The organism is Bradyrhizobium sp. sBnM-33 (assembly GCF_032917945.1).
In the GTDB taxonomy this organism is placed as follows: Bacteria; Pseudomonadota; Alphaproteobacteria; order Rhizobiales; family Xanthobacteraceae; genus Bradyrhizobium.
This window is the reverse complement of record NZ_CP136624.1, coordinates 6,529,718-6,546,361: the sequence shown is the minus strand read 5'-3', so window position 1 is coordinate 6,546,361 and position 16,644 is coordinate 6,529,718. Positions and strand designations below refer to the sequence as shown.

Below are 16,644 nucleotides of genomic sequence, written 5' to 3'. Positions count from 1 at the left end.
TATGTCCAAGCTGATCAGGTTCATTGAGCCCTCATCGCGATGCTGAAGCCGGAAGTTCACAAGCAAGTTTCATGCTGGACGCCGGCCGCTGAAAAATCGGGCATTTTCAGCAAGTCGGAGCGGCGGTAGGGGTGATGAAGCGCTCGCAGAATAGGCGATGTTGATTGCTTCGCCGACGGCGTCTCGACCGTCGCTAAATCGAGTGGCCTTTGGATTGGCCGGGCAGGTAGCGTTATCCATGCGTCCCGATCAACCGATGACGCCCCGTCCCGAGGAAGGATTTTCTTCCTAGTTATTGTAAGTACACACGATTTACCTATATAGTACCGCAGGGGTCAGTGACCCGCATAATTCATTGGTTCTCCGGTCAGGCCCGTCATCCAGGCGGGCCGTTGCCGTTTTGGGACTACCGAACGATGAGTCATTCCAACCGTACCGATCATATTCGCCTGACGTCGCATCCGGTGCCCGGCGCGACACATGAATTTCCGATCCTGTGGGGTGCACCGACCGCGCGTGAACGTGGTCCGATCATCGGGACGGTATCGCGTCCACAGGATCGTAACGTGATTGGCACCCATGGCGGCTCCTATGCGGTCTACCGCGCACTTGCCGTATCGTCGGGCGCGCTGGATCCGATCCGTCGGCCCGATCTGACCAACACATATCCGGTGGCAACCGTCGGGCCGTTTGAGCAATGGTTCGACCCGGAACGCATTGTCGCGCTCGATCCGTGGGGACATCTCGTCGCTGAAAACTTCCGCGCTGAAATCGCGGAAGGCATCGATATCCGGCCGAGCATCGCGATCACGCGCGCCCGTCTCGATCTGCCCGAAATTCAGGCGGCTCTGGCCGCCAAGCGGTTGGTAGCGGATGGCCAATTCGTTCACGCCAGCGGCTCCGTCTCCGTCGTCAAGATCGCGATTGACCCGGTATGGCATCTGCCCGGGATTGCGCAACGCTTCGGCACGAGCGTGACCAGCCTGCGACGGGCGCTGTTCGAGCAGACCGCCGGCATGTTTCCCGAGCTTGTCACGCGTCCGGATCTGAAAGTGTTTCTTCCGCCGATCGGCGGAACGACCGTCTATCTGTTCGGCGATGTCACGAAGCTTCCGGACCATCGGACCAAAATCACCTGTCGCGTCCATGACGAGTGCAACGGCTCCGATGTGTTCGGTTCTGATATCTGCACCTGCCGTCCTTATCTCATCCAGGGCATCGAGGAATGCGCGCGCGCCGGACAATCGGGTGGTCTGGGCGTCATCGTCTACAACCGCAAGGAAGGCCGGGCGCTCGGCGAGGTCACGAAGTTTCTGGTCTACAATGCGCGCAAGCGTCAGGAGGATGGCGACGATGCATCCGCCTATTTCGAACGAACCGAATGCGTTGCCGGGGTGCAGGATGCGCGTTTCCAGCAACTGATGCCGGATGTCATTCACTGGCTGGGATTGAAGCGCATCGATCGCTTCATCTCGATGAGCGACATGAAATATGATGCGCTCACGGGGCAGGGCATCGACATTGTCGAGCGCGTTGCCATTCCCGATTATATGATTCCCGCCGACGCCCATGTGGAAATCGCCGCCAAGAAAGCCGCGGGATATTTTTCACCTGACGCGAAGGCTGACGGCCTGATCGCCTCCGGTCGGCCGCTCGAAAAATACTAGGGCGGGCCGGGGCCATTGATCGTGACAACTGACGCGACGGCAGACGGCTTATCTCTTTTAAGTGCGGAAGCGGTGCGCAGTCGCGCGCACCGGATGCTGGAAATCGGCTTGAACGATCAGCTTCAGCATTTCAAAGTCGATCTTGGCCGGCTCGACGAGGCGGTTGATCTCGTGCTTGCGACAACGCGCAAGGCCTATCCGACGTTCGATGTTCCCTTTCACTCACGTTGGCGCCATTTTGTCGTCGGCGGCGTCGATCGCTGGGCGGCGCTTGCCGACGCCAAGAGCTGGCGTGACGGCAACGCGCGCGCCCGCGCCGAGTTTGACCTCGCCATGATCAGCGTGCTGCTCGACGCCGGAGCAGGTCCGTCGTGGCGCTATCGCGATCCCCTGACGGGCGCAAGTATCGGCCGTTCGGAGGGGCTAGCGCTAGCCAGTCTGGATATGTTTGCGCGCGGTGCGTTCTCAGCGAAAGCTGACGAACCGTTGCGGGCCGATGCCGCCATGCTTGAGCGGCTGACCGTTGCCGATCTGCAGACCGGCTTTCAGGTTGCGGACGACAATCCGCTGGTTGGCCTCGAGGGCCGCATCAGCCTTCTTCGCCGGCTCGGCCAAGTAGCATCGACGTCGCCGCGGATTTTCGCCCGCCACGACACGCCTCGGCCGGGTGGGTTGTTTGATCACCTCACAGGGACGGCCGACGCGGGGGCGATCGCTGCCTCGACGATTTTGTCAGAACTTTTGCGCCAACTGGGGTCGATCTGGCCGTCGCGCATAACGCTAGGCGGAGTTTCCTTGGGGGATTGCTGGCGTTATCCGGCGCTCAAGACCGAGGATGCGACCAGCGGGCTGGTGCCGTTGCACAAATTGTCGCAATGGTTGTCGTATTCGCTGATCGAGCCGATACAGCAAGCGGGGCTGCAGGTCACTGATATAGACGGCCTGACGGGCCTCGCGGAATACCGCAACGGCGGATTGTTCGTCGACGCCGGGGTGCTGGTGCTGCGCGACCCCACGGACGTGCAACGCGAACATGACGTCGCGTCTCCGCTCGTGGTCGAGTGGAGGGCGCTGACCATTGCGCTGCTGGACCGGCTGGCGGATCTGCTACGGCAACGCGTTGGTCTTGACCCGGTCTCTCTTCCACTGGCGAAGATTCTGGAAGGCGGCACCTGGGCGGCCGGCAGGGCGCTGGCGTTCGCGCGCCGGCCTGACGGTTCGCCGCCTGTCAAGGTTAGTAGCGACGGTACGGTTTTTTAGTATGTGTTTGACGCGATTTCTTCATGCGAACAGGGTATTCGGTTCGCTCAAAAATGCTATGGAACGCGATTCGATTACTCGTAAGGAGCAAAAGCATGGAAGGCGTTACGATCGTGGATCACCCGTTGGTCCAGCACAAGCTTACGCTGATCCGTGACAAGACGATTTCGACCAAGTCGTTTCGCGAGCTCCTCAAGGAGATCGGAATGCTGCTTTGTTACGAGGTGACGCGCGACTTGCCGCTGACCGATGTAGAGGTCGAGACTCCGCTTGCACGCATGCACTCGGCCAAGATTGCGGGTAAGAAACTGGTTTTCGTGCCAGTGCTGCGGGCAGGAGTGACGTTTGTCGACGGAATGCTGGACCTCGTTCCGACCGCCCGCGTCGCGCATATCGGGCTCTACCGCGAACCGCAGACATTCGTGGCAGTGGAGTATTTTTTCAAATCGCCGTCCGATCTTCACGAGCGGCTTGCAATCGTGGTGTCGCCGGTTCTTGCGACGGCGAACACGGCGGTGGCGGCGGTGGACCGGCTGAAGGAACGCGGCGCCAAGGATATTCGGCTGGTATGCCTGCTTGCCGCGCCGGAAGGTATTGAGCGCTTCCGGGGTCTGCATCCCGACGTGCGGTTGTGGACGGCCGGCATCGATGAGGGGCTGGATGCGAACGCCTTTATCTTGCCTGGTCTCGGTGATGCCGGCGACCGCGCTTACGGCACGCGGTAAGGTTCCGAAAGGTCTCGGCGCGCCTACTGGAAGGCCGTTTCCGAGAAGGTTCTGAGCTTGCGCGAGTGCAGCCGCTCCAACGGCATATTCGCCAACTTCTCCATTGTGCGGATGCCGATGGTCAAGTGCTGGGCCACCTGCCGCTTGTAGAACTCGGTAGCCATGCCGGGCAACTTCAATTCTCCGTGCAGCGGCTTATCGGACACGCACAGCAAAGTGCCGTAGGGTACGCGGAAGCGGAATCCGTTGGCGGCGATTGTTGCCGATTCCATGTCGAGCGCAATGGCGCGAGACTGTGAGAGCCGCTGAATCGGACCACGCCGGTCGCGCAATTCCCAATTTCGATTGTCGATGGAGGCAACGGTGCCGGTGCGCATGACGCGCTTCAAGTCATATCCGGATAGCCCGGTCACTTCCGCGACGGCCTCCTCGAGTGCGACCTGGATCTCGGCCAGCGCAGGAAGCGGCACCCATAGCGGGAGGTCGTCGTCGAGAACATGATCCTCCCGCACATAAGCGTGGGCCAGCACGTAGTCCCCCAGCGCCTGGGTGTCGCGCAATCCGGCACAGTGCCCGAGCATCAGCCACGCATGCGGCCTGAGCACAGCGATATGATCGGTGATCGTCTTGGCGTTCGCGGGCCCGACACCGATATTGATCATGGTGATGCCTGCGTGATCCGGCTTCTTCAGATGATAGGCCGGCATTTGCGGCAGACGCGCCGTTATGATGCCGGCGTCCGGCCGCTGTTCACCGCGCCTGGTAACGATGTTGCCTGGCTCGACGAATTCGGCGTAACCGCTATCGCCCTGCGCCATCAGGTTCCTGGCGCGAGCACAGAATTCGTCGATGTAGAATTGGTAGTTGGTGAACAGCACGAAGTTCTGAAAGTGATTTGGGCTGGTGGCCGTGTAGTGCTGCAGGCGATGCAGGGAATAGTCGACGCGCTGCGCGGTGAACTGCGCCAGCGGCCTCGGCCGGCCGACCGCTGCTTCGTATGTGCCATTGGCGATCTGATCGTCGGTTCCATCAAGATCTGGAACGTCGAACAGGTCTCGGATCGGTCGTCTGATGTTCTTGGCGGCGGCGCCGTCAACGTAGGTGCCTTCCTGAAAAGCAAAATGCAGTGGGATCGGCGTTTCTGACTCCGATACGACGACCGGAACGCCATGGTTGCGCATGATCAAATCGAGTTGCTCGATGAGATAGGTTTCGAACAGGCCGGGTTGGGTGATCGTGGTCGAGTAGTGCCCAGGCGTCGGCATGTGGCCATAGGACTGACGGGAATCGACTTGGGTGTATGAACTCGTGGTGACGCTGATTTCCGGATAGAACGCCCGGTATCGCCGGTTACTGTCGCTGCCAGCCGCGAGCGCGGCGAAGGAATCGCGCAGGAACTGGGTATTTCGGGCATAAAGTGATCGCAAAGCCGCAACCGCCTTGCGTGCGTCGTCGAAGCTTTGCCGCACGAAGGGCTCTGGTGTGGCTGTTGGTCCAATGGCCTGGGGATGGTCGTGATTCTTCATGGTCGTAACGTAGTATCTTGAATCCGCCATGGGGAGGGCTTGGTAAGGGAACTTACCGGCCCAGAAGCAGGCTCGCTTGCCGGACTTCGTCCAGAAATGCCTTGGCCAGCCGTGATAGCGGGTCCGTCTCCGACTACAGCGTGTAGGCCACGGCAAGAGTTTTGGGCGCAAGGGGCGGACGACGGGGTCGCTTCTAGTGCGAAACTGGTGCAGTGTGTTCGCAACCGAAGCTTGGATTTGCACGGATCAAGCTCAACTCCGCCCGGTTCGCCCCACGCGTCAGTGGCAGCGAGCCAAAGACATTCATAAAAGCAAAGCCGGCGAATGATCGTGAGCTTCTTCGAGCGCCTAAAGACAGCAGCATCCGCCGAGTGGCGGGCCTACACCGAGCATTCCTTCACGAGCGGGTTGGCGGACGGTTCGCTCGCCGAAGCGGCGTTTCGTCACTACCTTGTTCAGGACTACCTTTTCCTTATCGAGTTTGCCCGCGCCTACGCGCTTGCCGTCTACAAGTCGCCCAAGCTTGCCGATATGCGTGAAGCGGCCGTCGGCCTCTCGGCCATCCTCGACGTCGAGATGAACCTGCATGTGAAGCTCTGCGCCGGCTGGGGCCTGTCGCCCGCCGATCTCGAACAAGCCCCGCCTGCCGTCGAGATGCTGGCCTATACGCGCTACGTACTCGACGCTGGAATGCGCGGCGACCTGTTGGCGCTCAAGGTGGCGCTTGCTCCCTGCGTGATCGGCTACGCGGAGATTGCGACACGGCTTGCGTCGCGGCCCAATGCGCTCGCTGCAACGAACCCATATCGCGTTTGGATCGCCGAGTATGCCGGCGCGCCATACCAGGACGTCGCGGCGAAAGCGCGGGCTCACCTGGAGAATCTCGCCGGCCTCTACGCCACGCCCGCCCGCGAGGCCGAGCTGATCGCCATCTTCAAGGAAGCTACGCGTCTCGAGTCGGACTTCTGGGAAATGGGCTGGCGCGCCGGCCAGCGTGCATAACACTGGAAGAGCTGCGCCGCCTTGCGGAGCGGGAGCTGCAGCCTTGAACGCGGTTTACAATGCAACGGGATACATGTTCGGGCGATCACGCCGACAAAATCGTGCCCGTGCTGCCTGTTCAAGCGGAGATGCTGCGCGGTGCCGGTTCGAGAGCGTTGATAACGTTCTCTCCTGCGACCGTGATCGGTCGGCCGATGGGAGGCGGCCCGCCCTCCTGCGCTGGCAGGCTAATAGCCGCGCATAGTCCCTTCGGCTTGTTGGTCAAGGCGATATCTCCGCCGTGGTGGCGGACAATGGTCCGGGCAATGGAAAGGCCGAGACCCACGCCGCCTGTTTCGCGGTTTCGCGAATTCTCCATCCGGAAAAACGGCGTAAAAACCTGCTCCTGGGCGCTGTCGGGAATACCGGGTCCATCATCCGAGATGATGATTTCGATACTATCTGCTCGTCTCTCCACGCTGACGCGCGCCCGCTCGCCATAACGAATGGCATTTTCGACGAGGTTGCGGCATGCGCGGCGGAGTGCGTCTGGTCGGCAGCTGTAGCTGACCTTCTGTCCCTCCGAGAAAGAGACGTCATGACCGAGTTCGGCGAGATCGTCGCAGAGACTTTCCACGAGAGCCGAGAGGTCCACGGTGCGCGTATTTTCTGCGGCTGCATCTTCGCGAGCGAATGCGAGAGTCGCCTCTGTCATCGTCTGGATCTCGGCAATAGTGGAGAGCATTTTCTCGCGGACGTCCTCGTCGGGCACGAATTCGGCACGCAAGCGGAGCGAAGTCAGGGGTGTGCGCAAATCATGACCGATGGCGGCCAGCATTTTGGTGCGATCGTCGACGAAACGGTGCAGTCGCGCTTGCATGCGATTGAATGCCTCGGCGGTGCGTCGGATATCGTCGGGGCCGGTTTCCGGCAGCGGTACGACCTCCTGACCACGACCGAGGGCTTCAGCCGCCACGGCGAGACGGCGCAATGGTTGTGCAATGCCGCGTGCGGCGAATACGGCAATGATCGACAACGACAACGCCGAAAGGCCGAGCGCCAGGGTGGATTTGGAGGTCCAGAAACCGTCTTGCGCGGGTTTGGCAAATGCAGTGTTCAGCCATGCGCCGTTCGCCAACTGAACGGCCAAGCCCATGCCGGTGGCGTCATCGAGATAAAGAAACTTCGCTGGTCGGGACAGCGGCCAGGCTTCCGGCTTCAGGTCGATCCATTGTGAGGAGGTGGCGCTGCTACTGCTGGCACTCTTTCGGGCGAAATCCGGTTTCACCTCGGCGGGCACGCTGTGGCCGGGAAAGGATACGCGCGGCAATGGCTGCGCCAAGCGCTCCCATGCATCCTCTCGCCACGCGGAGGCATCCTTCAGACCGTTGGTCGATATCCAATATCTCGCTGAACTGGTGTTACTGGCATTAAGGATATCGGTCTGCAGCGCCGGAGGCGTCGCTTCCAAGACCCGGGCGAGAGAGGCGCATCGACTGAATATCTCGCCCTTGGCGGCCTTCCGAATCGCCTGCCCATGCTCATCCCAGGAAATGAAGAACACGATTGCTTGGGACAGCACGAGGGACAGCAGCGTGAAACAGATGAAGCGGGCGGCAAGGCTGCGCTTCCACAAGCTCATCATGGCTGCTCGACCTCTGCGACAAGGCTGTATCCACCACCCCAGTGAGTCTTGATCAAGGCTGGTACTTTCGGATCGGCCTCGATCTTCTTCCGTAAGCGACTGACCTGATTGTCAATGCTCCGGTCGAACGGATCGGCATCTCGGCCGACGGTCAGGTCAAGAAGCTGATTGCGGCTGAGTACCAGGCCTGGATGATCGAGAAATGCGCACAACAGGCGGAACTCTGCCGTGCTGAGCGGCACAGCAACGCCGTCGTCTCCGAGCAACTCGCGCCGGTTGACGTCAAAGGTCCACCGATCAAAACGTACAACCTTGGTTGCGAGCCGGCCCTTCTGCGGCGGCAGGCTTTGGACTCGTCGAAGCACCGCCTTGATGCGGGCGAGGAGTTCGCGGGGATTGAACGGCTTGGTCACGTAGTCATCAGCGCCCACTTCCAGCCCGACGATACGATCGGTCTCCTCCGCCATGGCAGTCAACAGGATAACGGGGAGGTCAGTGGTGCTGCGCAGATGACGGCAGAGGGACAATCCGTCCTCGCCTGGCATCATGATGTCAAGAACCACCAGGTCCAGAGCATTTCGTTCGAGCAAACGGCGGAGTGCGACAGCATTCTCCGCAAGGCTGATGCGGTAGCCGTGCTGCATCAAATATTTGCCGACCAAGTCGCGGATATCACGGTGATCGTCCACGACGGCGATGTGCGGTGTCGATTCCATCCAGGTGCTCCGTTCCGCATCATACTGAAGTCCAGCACCCAACCCATCGGAAAAGTGTAACAGAATGTATCGGCCGCGTACGGTCGGCCGAGATCAAATCCTTGCTGCATAGTTTCCCTCACAGCATCGTGGGGTCAGATCGGGATCGCAAGATCCCCGCCCATTCCGAGTGGAACCGTCCTTATGTGCAGATCCGATCTAGTGCTGAAACATTTTAGGCACAAGCTGTCGAAGAACCTTGTCCCGGCGAGCCATCTTTGTCGCAAAGTGTCGCAAACCTATGTCCTGCCGACACCTGATGCAATTTGGGAAGCCGCAGCGAAGAGCAAGGCGATTGAAGAGCGCTGATAGGAGCGGTCATCAGCGAAGGCGCTCCAACCTGTCGCGAATTATGCAACGCAATATCCCTGCGACAGATCGCGACAATTCTCGGTAGCCGCCGGCAAAGTTCTGCGACAACCGGACTTCATTGTGGGCCTGTTCAACGAAGCAGGAGCGCTACATGTGCGCGATGGACGCCGTTTCTCACAGGGCAATTCCGGAAATCTCGAGAGGCTCATCAGCTGGGAACGATAATGACGACGCTACACAGAAGGGGCGGCTTCTTCGCAGAGCCGCACTTCGGATAAGTTGGCTGCTCGTTCTCGTGTTGCGGAATGCCTCGACCTCGGCCACGCCCGTTGATTTGACGTATGGTGCGGGTCGCATGGCCATTTCGCGTCTCGTGAGGGAGGGCGACTGTTTGATGCCTTTGCAACATCTCAGGTTCGTATGCGGAGCGCCCGTTCGAAGGCGGAAGCGATCTCGCGCGATCGATGATTTGCGACGGAGGCAAAAAACGCCAGTCCCCGGATCTGCGCCAAACACGCGATATTGCACGATGGGGAGTAAAAGGGCGCGCGTTCTCTATTGTTGATAGAGCAGCTTGGGTGCTTTCTCGCACGAAGGGATAACATCAGGTTAGAGCGACCGAAGCCGCTTCAAGGCGAATTATGGCTCGGTGAATCAGATCTCGCAGTCGTTTGAATTCAAAGCCTTCCGCAAGCCGCCAAACGCGCTTAGCCGACAGGGCCCGGTGTCGCTGGCGGCCTTTCGCCGCTCGGAAATGGCGGTTCGCTTGATATCGGCTTTCTTTGGCTTCGACTTAGGAGGGGCGATAGTAACCTTCTTTGATTTGGGATGGTGCCGATGGCGGTTGATCACGCTCGGCGGCTCCGAAGAACCGATACTGATGTCTTCCGACGGAGAAATGCGTTCGTCGACTAGAGCAGGCTGCGCTGGCGTCTCGCTGCTGGTAGCGGTAGTTTCAAGTCGATCAGCCTTCGCCAACGCACCATGTGAATCGGAAATGCCTACGGCTGTCTCGGCAAGGGGCTGGACGACCGCTACTGCACTACGCGGTGGAGTTCTGAGTTCCATCGCCGCGAGCACCCCTACACCCAATGGAATGAGGAGGCCCAACAACACCATTCTCAGCATGATGCTCCTCCGACTTAAATTTGTGCCGGTGAAAATTCTCCGATCTAATGAGGCAACTTGGCGGCGGTTGACCTAACAACCCGACCCACGTACCGGGCGTTTGCCGACAGGGTTAACGCCGGCTTAGATGTTCCTGACGCGCGACGATGAACCGCTGCCCTCGGTTTCCTCTCCATCTTGGCGCCCGTGCAGCCAAGGACTTCCAAGGCAGCCTTGATCTTCTCGGCCCCCGCCGGTGTCACTGGGGTGTCAGGAAGCGCAAGGTGCTGCCTACAAGTGCAGAAGCGAACGCCATCATGATCGGCGGCAGCGGGGCGAATTGGGCTGTCAGTGGCGGCACAGCTGTCTCAATCCGCAACCGGCTCTTCCATGTTGGGCAGGCGCTTCTCAACGGAGAGTCGTCGCAGATGGCCCTGTTTGCACATTGTTCAACGCTCAAGAGGCATCTCGGTCCAGCGAGCGGCTCGCCTGCCGGACTTCATTCAGAAACGCCTTGGCCAGACGCGATAAAGGCTCCGCCTCAGACCACAGCATATAGGCCACTGCCACGGTCTTGGGCGTGAAAGGCCGAACGATCAGGTCCTGGCCGCCGCTCTGGCGCGGTGAAAACGGATCGACGACCGCCGCGCCCACGCCGGCGGCCGCGAGCACGCAGGCCGTATTACAGTATCGCACCTCCACAGTTGGCTGGAACAGCGCGCCGGCCTGCGCAAAGCTTTCGCGTACGGCTTCGCCCAACCGCGTGCCGCGCTCCAGCCCGATGAAGGGCAAGCCGATAAGGTCGGAAGCGGAAATGACCGGCCGTTCGGCCAGCGGATGGTTCGGCGGCAGGACGCAGACCATTTCGCCGGTATGAACCACCTCATGCGCAATGCCGGGATGATGCGACAGCCCGAGCGCAAAGCCGAGCTCTGCGACCCTGCTCGAAACGCCGTCGATGATTCCTTCGTAACGCCGCACATCGAAGAAGACACGCGTCTGCTGACGGCGACGCAGGAAGTCCGATAGAGCGTGCGGAATGATGCTGTAGGCCAGCGGCGGCGTCGCCACGATCGATAGAAGTCCGGTGCGGCACTCCCGTAAGTCGCGCACGCGATTTTCGAGTTTGGCGTGGAGTGCAAAGATCGCTTCACTTTCCTTGTAGAGTGCCATCGCTTCTGATGTCGGGAACAGCCGGTTGTTGATACGCTCGAACAATGCGAAGCCCGCCTGCGCCTCCATCGCCTTGAGCGCGTTGCTGATCGCCGGTTGCGATAGCGCCAGTTCGTCCGCCGCCGCGACCGTGGTCCGATGGCGGATAACGGCACGCAGGATCTCCAATTGGCGCAGGTTCATATAACCGCCCGTTATTGTCTCACCGAAAATATCATAGCACGAGTGATTGCGTTTAGGGCTGCGCTTCCGCGTAATCACCTCTGCATCGGAGCGCTATCGGAGCGGGATCACCCGCCTCTTGGGTAAGCAATCCGCTCAGATTGGAGGCAATGTTGGTTCGAGTTCTCCGCGCCGCCGCTGCTCAGATGGGGCCGACGCAAAAAGCTGATACGCGAGAGCATACGCTTGGCCGCATGTTGGCGTTGCTGGAGGAGGCGGCTGCGCGCGGCGCAACGCTGGTGGTTTTTCCCGAACTGGCGTTCACGACCTTCTTCCCACGATGGCTTATCGAGGGCGAAGCGCTTGACCATTACTTCGAGCGCGGGATGCCGAATCCGGCCGTGCAGTCCTTGTTCGATCGCGCTCGGGCGCTCGGCATCGGCTTCTATATCGGTTACGCCGAACTGACATCGGGCGGTCGGCGCTTCAATTGTTCGATCCTGGTCGATAGCCACGGCGAAATTCTCGGGCGCTATCGCAAGGTGCATTTGCCGGGCTCGATCGAGCCGCGTGCCGATGCAGCCTATCAGCAGCTCGAAAAGCGCTATTTCGAATATGGCGACCTGGGATTTCCTGCCTTTCGGGCAGGACCGGACTGGCACTTCGCGATCATGGGCATGATGATCTGCAATGACCGCCGCTGGCCGGAAGCCTGGCGCGTGCTGGGCCTGCAGGGTGTCGAATTGGTTTGTGTCGGCTACAACTCCGCGGCGTACGATCCAAACGGCGGTGTCTCCGAAGATGCGGCGCTGCGCACCTTCCATTCCAGGCTCGTGACCCAGGCCAACGCCTACATGAACGCCACCTGGGCGATCGCGGTCGCCAAGGCGGGAAACGAGGATGGCTCCGGACTGATCGGCGGCTCCTGCATCGTGGATCCCAATGGCCGGATCGTCGCCGAAGCGCAAACGCTTGCGGACGAAATCATCGTTGCTGACCTCGACCTCGATCTCTGTCGCCAGGGCAAGGACAAGATGTTCAATTTCGCCGCGCACCGGCGGCCGGAGCAATACACGATCATCACGGAGCGTGCCGGTGTTGTCGAGCCGGCCACGCTCGAAGCGGTTAAACATCAAGCGGCCAGTGCAGTGCGGGCCCGAAGGAGCTGATATGACACGTATCTCGTTCTTCCTTGGGTTCGCCGCGCTCCTGACCACTGCAACGGCAGAGGCCGCCGAACTGCCGGAATCGATCAAGCAAGCGGGCACGTTGCGCCTGACGGTCAACTCGACCTACGCTCCCATGGAATACCGCGATCCGACGACAAACCAGCTTGTCGGGCTCGATATCGATCTCGCCAACGAAATCGCCAAGCGGCTGGGCGTGAAGATCGTCTGGAGCGAAACGCCGTTCGCCGAACTCATCCCCTCATTGCAGACAAAGCGCGCGGATTTCATCATTAGTGGCATTTCGGACCGCAGCTCGCGGCGTGAGACCGCCGATTTCATCGACTATCTGGCGACGGGGCCGCAGTTCTTCGTCCTGACGGAGAATGCCGCGAAATCCCCCATCGATCTCTGCGGCAAGAAGGTCGGGACGACGCGCAGCACCAGCTTCCCGGTCGAGATCGAGAAATGGAGCAAGCAGAATTGCGAGGCAAACGGCAAGCCCGCCGTGCAATATGTTCCGGGCGAGAACAGCGTCGATGTTCGCAACCAGCTCAAGCAGGGACGCATCGATGCCGCAGTGCAAGGCACCGAGACGCTGCCCTACGCCCAGCAGCAAGAGGCGGGGAAATACCGCGTCATCGGAGAGCCGTTCGCCACCGGCTATCAGGGCATCATGTTCCGGAAAGACGACGTGGCGCTGCGCGAGGTGGTGACGCAACATCTCGCCGCCATGATCGCTGACGGCTCCTATAAGGCCATTCTAGACAAATACGGATTGGGCGCGAACGCGGTGGCCCAGCCAATGATGAATGCGTCCACGCAATGAGAGCAGCGCCTCCGCTGGCGAAGGGTTTTCCCGATATTTCGGGGATGACGGTCGCACGTCAGGTTCATTGGCAGCGATGGCTCGCTGCGGCAGCGATTGTCATCGTGTTGGCTGCGACCGGTCGTGCCTTCGTCAACGGTCAGATCGAATGGACCTATGTCGGCCGTTTCTTGACCGCGAAAGTGATCCTTGAGGGCATCACCAACACCATGGTGATGGCGGTGCTCGCGATGTCACTTGGCATCGTGTTGGGCGTGGTCGTCGCGATCATGAGGCTCTCGTCCAATCCGGTTCTGACGTCCGTCGCCGCCGGCTACACCTGGCTGTTCCGCGGCACGCCGCTGATCCTGCAGCTACTGCTGTGGTTCAATCTCGCGCTGGTGTTTCCGACGATCGGCATTCCGGGCCTGTGGTCGGCCCGGGCGGTCGATGTCATGACGCCGTTTCTGTCGGCACTGCTCGGCCTCGGCATCAATCAGGGCGCCTACACGTCCGAGGTGATGCGGGCGGGCATGCTGTCGGTCGACGTCGGACAATATGAGGCCGCGAAGGCGATCGGCATGGGACGGCTGCGCGCGTTGCGCCGGATCATCCTGCCGCAGGCGATGCGGGTCGTAATCCCGCCGCTAGGCAACGAGTTCATCGGCATGGTGAAGGCGACGTCGCTCGCAAGCGTCATCCAGTATCCGGAGGTGCTGCACGCCGCCGAGAATATCTATTACGCGAATTCGCGCGTGATTGAACTCCTGATCGTCGCCGGCTCCTGGTATCTGCTCGTCGTATCAATTTTGACGCCTCTGCAGATGCTACTTGAGCGCCGCTTCGCGCGTGGAGCATTGCAGATCAACCGATGACCCAGCCCCTTGTCGCCATCCGTTCGGTTAGCAAGAGCTTCGGGGAGTTTCAGGCCCTGAAGCAGGTCTCGCTGGACGTCTGGGCAGGCGAGGTGCTTTGCCTGATCGGCGCGTCGGGATCGGGCAAGACGACGCTTCTGCGTTGTATCAACCAGCTTACGTCAGTCGACAGTGGCGGTGTCTGGCTGGATGGCGAGTTGCTGGGCGTACGAGAAGAGGGTGGGCGATTGCATCGCCTGACTGAGCGGCAGATCGCACGCCAGCGCCTGAAGACCGGGATGGTGTTTCAGCGCTTCAACCTGTTCCCGCACAAGACCGCGCTTGAAAATATCACCGAAGGTCCGGTGCAGGTGCAGGGCCGCAAGCAGGAAGAAGCGCGGGCGGCGGCGATGGAGCTGCTCGGGCGTGTCGGGTTGGCGGCCAAGGCTGATGCCTATCCCTCACAGCTTTCCGGCGGGCAGCAGCAGCGGGTGGCGATTGCCCGCGCGCTCGCCATGAAGCCGATGCTGATGCTGTTCGACGAGCCGACCAGTGCCCTCGATCCCGAACTGGTCGGCGAGGTGCTCAGCGTCATGAAGGAGCTTGCCCGCAGCGGCATGACGATGATGGTGGTAACGCACGAGCTCGGCTTCGCGCGGGAGGTAGCGGATACGGTCGTCTATATGGACCATGGCGCAATCGTGGAGTCCGGGCCTGCAGCGGAGGTTCTGGGCAAGCCCCGTGAAGTACGTACTCAATCCTTTCTTTCCGCGGTAATCTGATGGAGCGAATTTCATGATGAAACGTTTTCTTGCGGCCGCGTTCCTCAGTGCCGCCAATGCTCCGGCCATGGCGATCGAGCTGCCTCCGGAAATCGCCAGGCAGGGCAGTATCAAGGTCGCGATCGTACCGAATTATCCGCCGATGGAATTCCGCGATCCCGCTACCAACACGCTGACCGGTTTCGACGTCGAGCTTGGCGAGGCGCTCGGCAAGAAGCTCGGCGTCAAGATTGTCTGGAACGAAACCAGCTTCGACCAGATGATGCCTGCGATCGCGACGGGGAGGGTGGATGCGATCCTGTCCGGTATGACGGATATGGCGAGCCGGCAGGATACGGCGACCTTTGTCGATTACCTTCGCAACGGGCCTCGCTTTTTCGTGCAGCAATCGCGCGCCGCCGAGTTCAAGGACACGACGGCGTTCTGCGGGAAAAGAGTCGGCGCCAGCCGGCGCACGTCGTTTCCGAAGCTGATCGCTGCCTGGAGCGAGGCCCACTGCGGTGGCAACCCGATTCAATTTGTCGGCACGGAAGGATCGGCCGATGCCCGGACCCAGCTAAGGCAGGGACGGATCGACGCGGCCGTCCAAGGGGGCGAGACGCTTCCCTACATCATGGACCTCGAACCGGGCGTCTATCTCCCCGTCGGCGATGTGTTCGCAACCCAGTTCACCGGGCTTGCGTTGGGCGTGAAGGAGAAGGTGCTGCAGCAAGCGGTAGTGGAGGCCCTGGACTCCTTGATCGCTGACGGCACCTACCGTGCTTTGCTAGCGAAGTGGAAATTGACCGACTACGGCGTAGAGAAGGCGACCATCAATGCTGGACAGTAAAGCGCTTGCGAGCATTCCGCTCATTCCCGCGAACACCGCGCCGCCGGCGCCGGATTATCCGTGGCCAAAGCCCTATACATCAGCGATGTTCCTCTCCTTCGACGTGGACGCGGAGACCGCCTGGACCAGTAAAGATGCGTTACACGCCCAGCGCCTCATCACGATGAGCTATGGCGGTTACGAGGCGCGCGTCGGCACGCCAAAACTTTTGGAGCTGCTCGATCAGCTTGATCTGAAAGCGACGTTCTTCGTCACCGGCTGGTCGGTGGATGCGCATCCCGCGATGGCAGAGGCCATTCTCAAGGCCGGTCACGAGATCGGCCACCACGGGTATCACCATCTGTTGCCAGATCCGGGAGATCCTTGGATCGAGGAGGAACTGGAGCGGGGCTTCGAGGCGCTGAAGCGCCGGCTCGGCGTCAAGCCGACCGGCTACCGCGCGCCCTACGGCGAATTCACCGAAGAGCTGCGTGTGGCGCTGGTGCGCCACGGTATCATCTACACCTCGTCATTTCGCGACGACGTGCGGCCTTACCGCCATCGCCTTGCAGACGGCAGGCCGGGCACGATCGAGCTTCCGGTGACGGCAAGCTACGACGACTGGATGCACGGATTGTCCGCCCGATTCAGCCCGCGGCCGATCTTTCCGAAGGAGCATGTGCTCTCGATCTGGAAGGATGAGCTCGATGAGGTCAGGGATTGGGGCGCGATGGTCACGACCGTGCTGCATCCGCAATGCAGCGGTCGTCCGATGCGGCTTCGGCTGCTGCGCGAATTTCTCACCTATGCCAAATCCTGCCCCGACCTGTGGATCACGACCGGCGAGGCGATCGCGGCGAATTTCAGAAGTCACGAAGCGGCCGACCTCTGAGAACGGTCGATCAAATATTCC

General features: G+C 60.7%; 15 protein-coding genes and 1 pseudogene. 10 read left to right on the top strand and 6 right to left on the bottom strand.

Translation table 11 applies throughout. The annotated features are described in order from the left end of the window. Positions 1–416: 416 nt before the first annotated feature. The 3 genes from RX328_RS30930 (at position 417) to upp (ending at position 3,652) form a co-directional block, all read left to right on the top strand. Positions 417–1,667, top strand: a complete 1,251-nt coding sequence (locus tag RX328_RS30930) for a GTP cyclohydrolase II (RefSeq protein ID WP_213253218.1) — start codon at positions 417–419, stop codon at positions 1,665–1,667. Positions 1,668–1,760: 93 nt separating this feature from the next. Continuing rightward, positions 1,761–2,927, top strand: a complete 1,167-nt coding sequence (locus tag RX328_RS30925; protein WP_213253217.1) for a DUF1688 family protein — start codon at positions 1,761–1,763, stop codon at positions 2,925–2,927. A gap of 95 nt (positions 2,928–3,022) precedes the next feature. Further along, complete coding sequence (gene upp / locus RX328_RS30920) at positions 3,023–3,652, top strand: uracil phosphoribosyltransferase (RefSeq protein ID WP_213253216.1); 630 nt, start codon at positions 3,023–3,025, stop codon at positions 3,650–3,652. A gap of 23 nt (positions 3,653–3,675) precedes the next feature. Here the strand turns inward: upp and RX328_RS30915 are convergent, their stop codons facing one another. Further along, positions 3,676–5,178: an AMP nucleosidase gene (locus tag RX328_RS30915; RefSeq protein ID WP_213253242.1), complete on the bottom strand. Its 1,503-nt coding sequence runs from the start codon at positions 5,176–5,178 to the stop codon at positions 3,676–3,678. Between the two features lie 52 nt (positions 5,179–5,230). Next, positions 5,231–5,353: pseudogene (locus RX328_RS30910) on the bottom strand (LysR family transcriptional regulator); the annotation flags it as partial. Positions 5,354–5,508: 155 nt separating this feature from the next. On the opposite strand from RX328_RS30910, the gene tenA reads away from it, so the two are divergent. After that, positions 5,509–6,180 carry a thiaminase II gene (tenA, locus tag RX328_RS30905; RefSeq protein ID WP_213253241.1) on the top strand — a complete coding sequence of 224 codons (672 nt, stop codon included), beginning with the start codon at positions 5,509–5,511 and terminating at the stop codon, positions 6,178–6,180. A gap of 118 nt (positions 6,181–6,298) precedes the next feature. On the opposite strand, the gene RX328_RS30900 is transcribed toward tenA, so the two are convergent. The 4 genes from RX328_RS30900 to RX328_RS30885 all read right to left on the bottom strand — a co-directional run bounded on the left by RX328_RS30900 (position 6,299) and on the right by RX328_RS30885 (position 11,334). Further along, a complete protein-coding gene (locus RX328_RS30900) occupies positions 6,299–7,804 on the bottom strand; it encodes a sensor histidine kinase (protein ID WP_213253215.1) in 1,506 nt (501 codons plus the stop codon). Then, complete coding sequence (locus tag RX328_RS30895; RefSeq protein WP_213253214.1) at positions 7,801–8,520, bottom strand: response regulator; 720 nt, start codon at positions 8,518–8,520, stop codon at positions 7,801–7,803. The genes RX328_RS30900 and RX328_RS30895 overlap by 4 nt, the downstream gene beginning before the upstream one ends. Before the next feature lie 1,005 nt (positions 8,521–9,525). Continuing rightward, a complete protein-coding gene (locus tag RX328_RS30890; RefSeq protein WP_213253213.1) occupies positions 9,526–9,999 on the bottom strand; it encodes a hypothetical protein in 474 nt (157 codons plus the stop codon). Between the two features lie 435 nt (positions 10,000–10,434). Then, entirely contained in the window at positions 10,435–11,334 is a 900-nt protein-coding gene (locus RX328_RS30885; protein WP_213253212.1) for a LysR family transcriptional regulator, read from the bottom strand. Between the two features lie 185 nt (positions 11,335–11,519). Here RX328_RS30885 and RX328_RS30880 point away from each other — a divergent pair, with 185 nt between their 5' ends. The 6 genes from RX328_RS30880 to RX328_RS30855 are packed head-to-tail and all read left to right on the top strand — an operon-like array spanning position 11,520 to position 16,623. Further along, a complete protein-coding gene (locus RX328_RS30880) occupies positions 11,520–12,482 on the top strand; it encodes an N-carbamoyl-D-amino-acid hydrolase (protein ID WP_249726686.1) in 963 nt (320 codons plus the stop codon). Between the two features lies 1 nt (position 12,483). Beyond that, positions 12,484–13,308 carry an ABC transporter substrate-binding protein gene (locus tag RX328_RS30875; RefSeq protein WP_213253210.1) on the top strand — a complete coding sequence of 275 codons (825 nt, stop codon included), beginning with the start codon at positions 12,484–12,486 and terminating at the stop codon, positions 13,306–13,308. After that, the gene (locus RX328_RS30870) at positions 13,305–14,162 is read left to right on the top strand and encodes an amino acid ABC transporter permease (protein ID WP_213253209.1); all 858 of its coding nucleotides are present in this window, start codon (positions 13,305–13,307) and stop codon (positions 14,160–14,162) included. The genes RX328_RS30875 and RX328_RS30870 overlap by 4 nt, the downstream gene beginning before the upstream one ends. Next, positions 14,159–14,923: an amino acid ABC transporter ATP-binding protein gene (locus RX328_RS30865; RefSeq protein WP_213253208.1), complete on the top strand. Its 765-nt coding sequence runs from the start codon at positions 14,159–14,161 to the stop codon at positions 14,921–14,923. Before RX328_RS30870 ends, RX328_RS30865 begins: the two co-directional genes overlap by 4 nt. Positions 14,924–14,939: 16 nt before the next feature. Continuing rightward, positions 14,940–15,752, top strand: a complete 813-nt coding sequence (locus RX328_RS30860) for an ABC transporter substrate-binding protein (RefSeq protein WP_409410857.1) — start codon at positions 14,940–14,942, stop codon at positions 15,750–15,752. Then, positions 15,739–16,623, top strand: a complete 885-nt coding sequence (locus RX328_RS30855) for a polysaccharide deacetylase family protein (protein WP_213253206.1) — start codon at positions 15,739–15,741, stop codon at positions 16,621–16,623. Before RX328_RS30860 ends, RX328_RS30855 begins: the two co-directional genes overlap by 14 nt. The last annotated feature ends 21 nt before the right edge of the window (positions 16,624–16,644 follow it).